This window comes from Bacillus sp. SIMBA_074 (assembly GCF_046534555.1).
GTDB lineage: Bacteria > Bacillota > Bacilli > Bacillales > Bacillaceae_G > Bacillus_A > Bacillus_A mycoides.
This window is the reverse complement of sequence record NZ_JAWRYM010000099.1, coordinates 1-508: the sequence shown is the minus strand read 5'-3', so window position 1 is coordinate 508 and position 508 is coordinate 1. Positions and strand designations below refer to the sequence as shown.

Sequence of the window (508 nt, the reverse complement as noted above, 5' to 3'; positions counted from 1 at the left end):
CCCAAAAGCCGAACTCCGCCGTTTGGTTTCGGGATTTCGATACGACGGACGGGCTTCGGTTGATAGGTACCCTGTAAAAGGGCAGTTTTCATGTTGTACCATTCGGTTACGAGGTGCGGTCTCAGGTTTTGGACCCGCATTCCGTCTACACCATGGCTTCCCTTATTTCTTTCTACACGCTTCAATGCCTGTATTAAGTTTTCCCTCTCTAGTATCTGTTCCATTAACATCGTTGATATCCTTTCTACGTGGATAAATGGTCTATTTGTGCCTTTATCTGCTCCACCCTTTTGAAGTTCCCCGTGTATTCACCACTTCTTCCTTCAAATAAGTTCCGTTAGGAATTGTTTGCTTCTTCACAGATAACGAACGCCTAGTATTCATCCTCCTTAATCTGTTCGGTCCTTCCTTGTCTTCTCGAGTAGACAAGTACTATGACCTCTGCTGACTTCTGATGATTCAGCTGTCCATCACTGGAAAGGTTACCAAGTGTACTTGGCTGTCATCA

General features: G+C 45.1%; 1 pseudogene. It reads right to left on the bottom strand.

What is annotated here, in order from left to right:
• Positions 1-230 (bottom strand): annotated as a pseudogene (locus SB773_RS29990) (group II intron reverse transcriptase/maturase); the annotation flags it as partial.
• Between the last annotated feature and the right edge of the window lie 278 nt (positions 231-508).